At 37.9% G+C, this 1,091-nt stretch carries 1 protein-coding gene; it reads left to right on the top strand.

The features are described 5' to 3' along the window. A partial coding sequence (locus HMPREF9420_RS12040) for a hypothetical protein (RefSeq protein WP_007135998.1) occupies positions 1-673 on the top strand: 673 nt, incomplete at its 5' end. Positions 674-1,091: the final 418 nt, after the last annotated feature.

Here is a 1,091-nt window from a genome sequence, read left to right on the forward strand (position 1 = left end):
CGAGCATCAGTGGGATTATTTTAATCCCCGTTATGGATTTCATAGAAGCTCATCAGAGGCTTATAACTTTGAGTTGATGCAGGCTGATGACCAGATAGACCACTTCAACTTTGGTGTTTGTGGTAAGAATGCACTCACTTATTCGAAAGATGTGTATGGAAACACAACGAAAACAGATATTTCAGGAAAGATGTATACAGACGATAAGTTCTTAAATGAGACTACCGATTTCAACCAGGCAGCCTTTGGTGATATCGCTTATTGGGCCACAAAAGGGAAGTATCGCTTGCCAAAATATGACGAGATTTATAACTTAGCACAGAACGGAAAGTGGCAACTTGGCTATATAGTTGTGGAAGATAATAAGAGAATATATGGCTATTTAGTGACTGAACCTGGCGAAGGTGACATTGCAAGAGTTATGACTTTTGGTAAAGAACTGACGCAAGAAGAGCTCTCAAAAGGCTTGTTTTTACCCTTCGCGGGCTCTCGATATGATAATACCAAGGCTGTAAAATATGCCGGTTATGGTGGATATTACTCGTCATCTATTCTCTTTGAAGACGATAAAGACTTTGCACGCTTGTTGGGTATAGATTGTGATGGCGTTAATCCCGATAATGGAGATAACTGCCGATATGGTCAGTCGATTCGGCCGGTTGTAGTAGAATAATTGCTTGATAATAGGAAAAGACCACTCAAGAAAGCCAAATTGGCCCTTTTGAGTGGTCTTTTTATTATTTAACCTTGTGCTAAAATAACAGCAATACATATCGTCTCTCTTTATAATTTCCATCTCTTTACACGATAGTTTTGGGGGCTTTGGGCTATCGTAGAGTTGTTATTAGCTAAAATATAAGCCCTTTATGCGATAGTCTTTTTAGCTACATGAAAAATCCTTTGTCGTGTTAGACTCCCTTCTCCATTCTTAATTCAGTTGCAAGGAGAATCTATGAGGAAAAGAAAAATATAAGAAAGAAGGGCAAAAGAAAGTGTAAAATCCCTTGCAATGTAAGGACATTATATCTATTTTTGCAAAATAAATAATAGTAATAACCGGCAAAAGATGATACGATTGAGAAGCTCCAAAA

It is taken from the genome of Segatella salivae DSM 15606, assembly GCF_000185845.1.
Taxonomy (GTDB): Bacteria; Bacteroidota; Bacteroidia; order Bacteroidales; family Bacteroidaceae; genus Prevotella; species Prevotella salivae.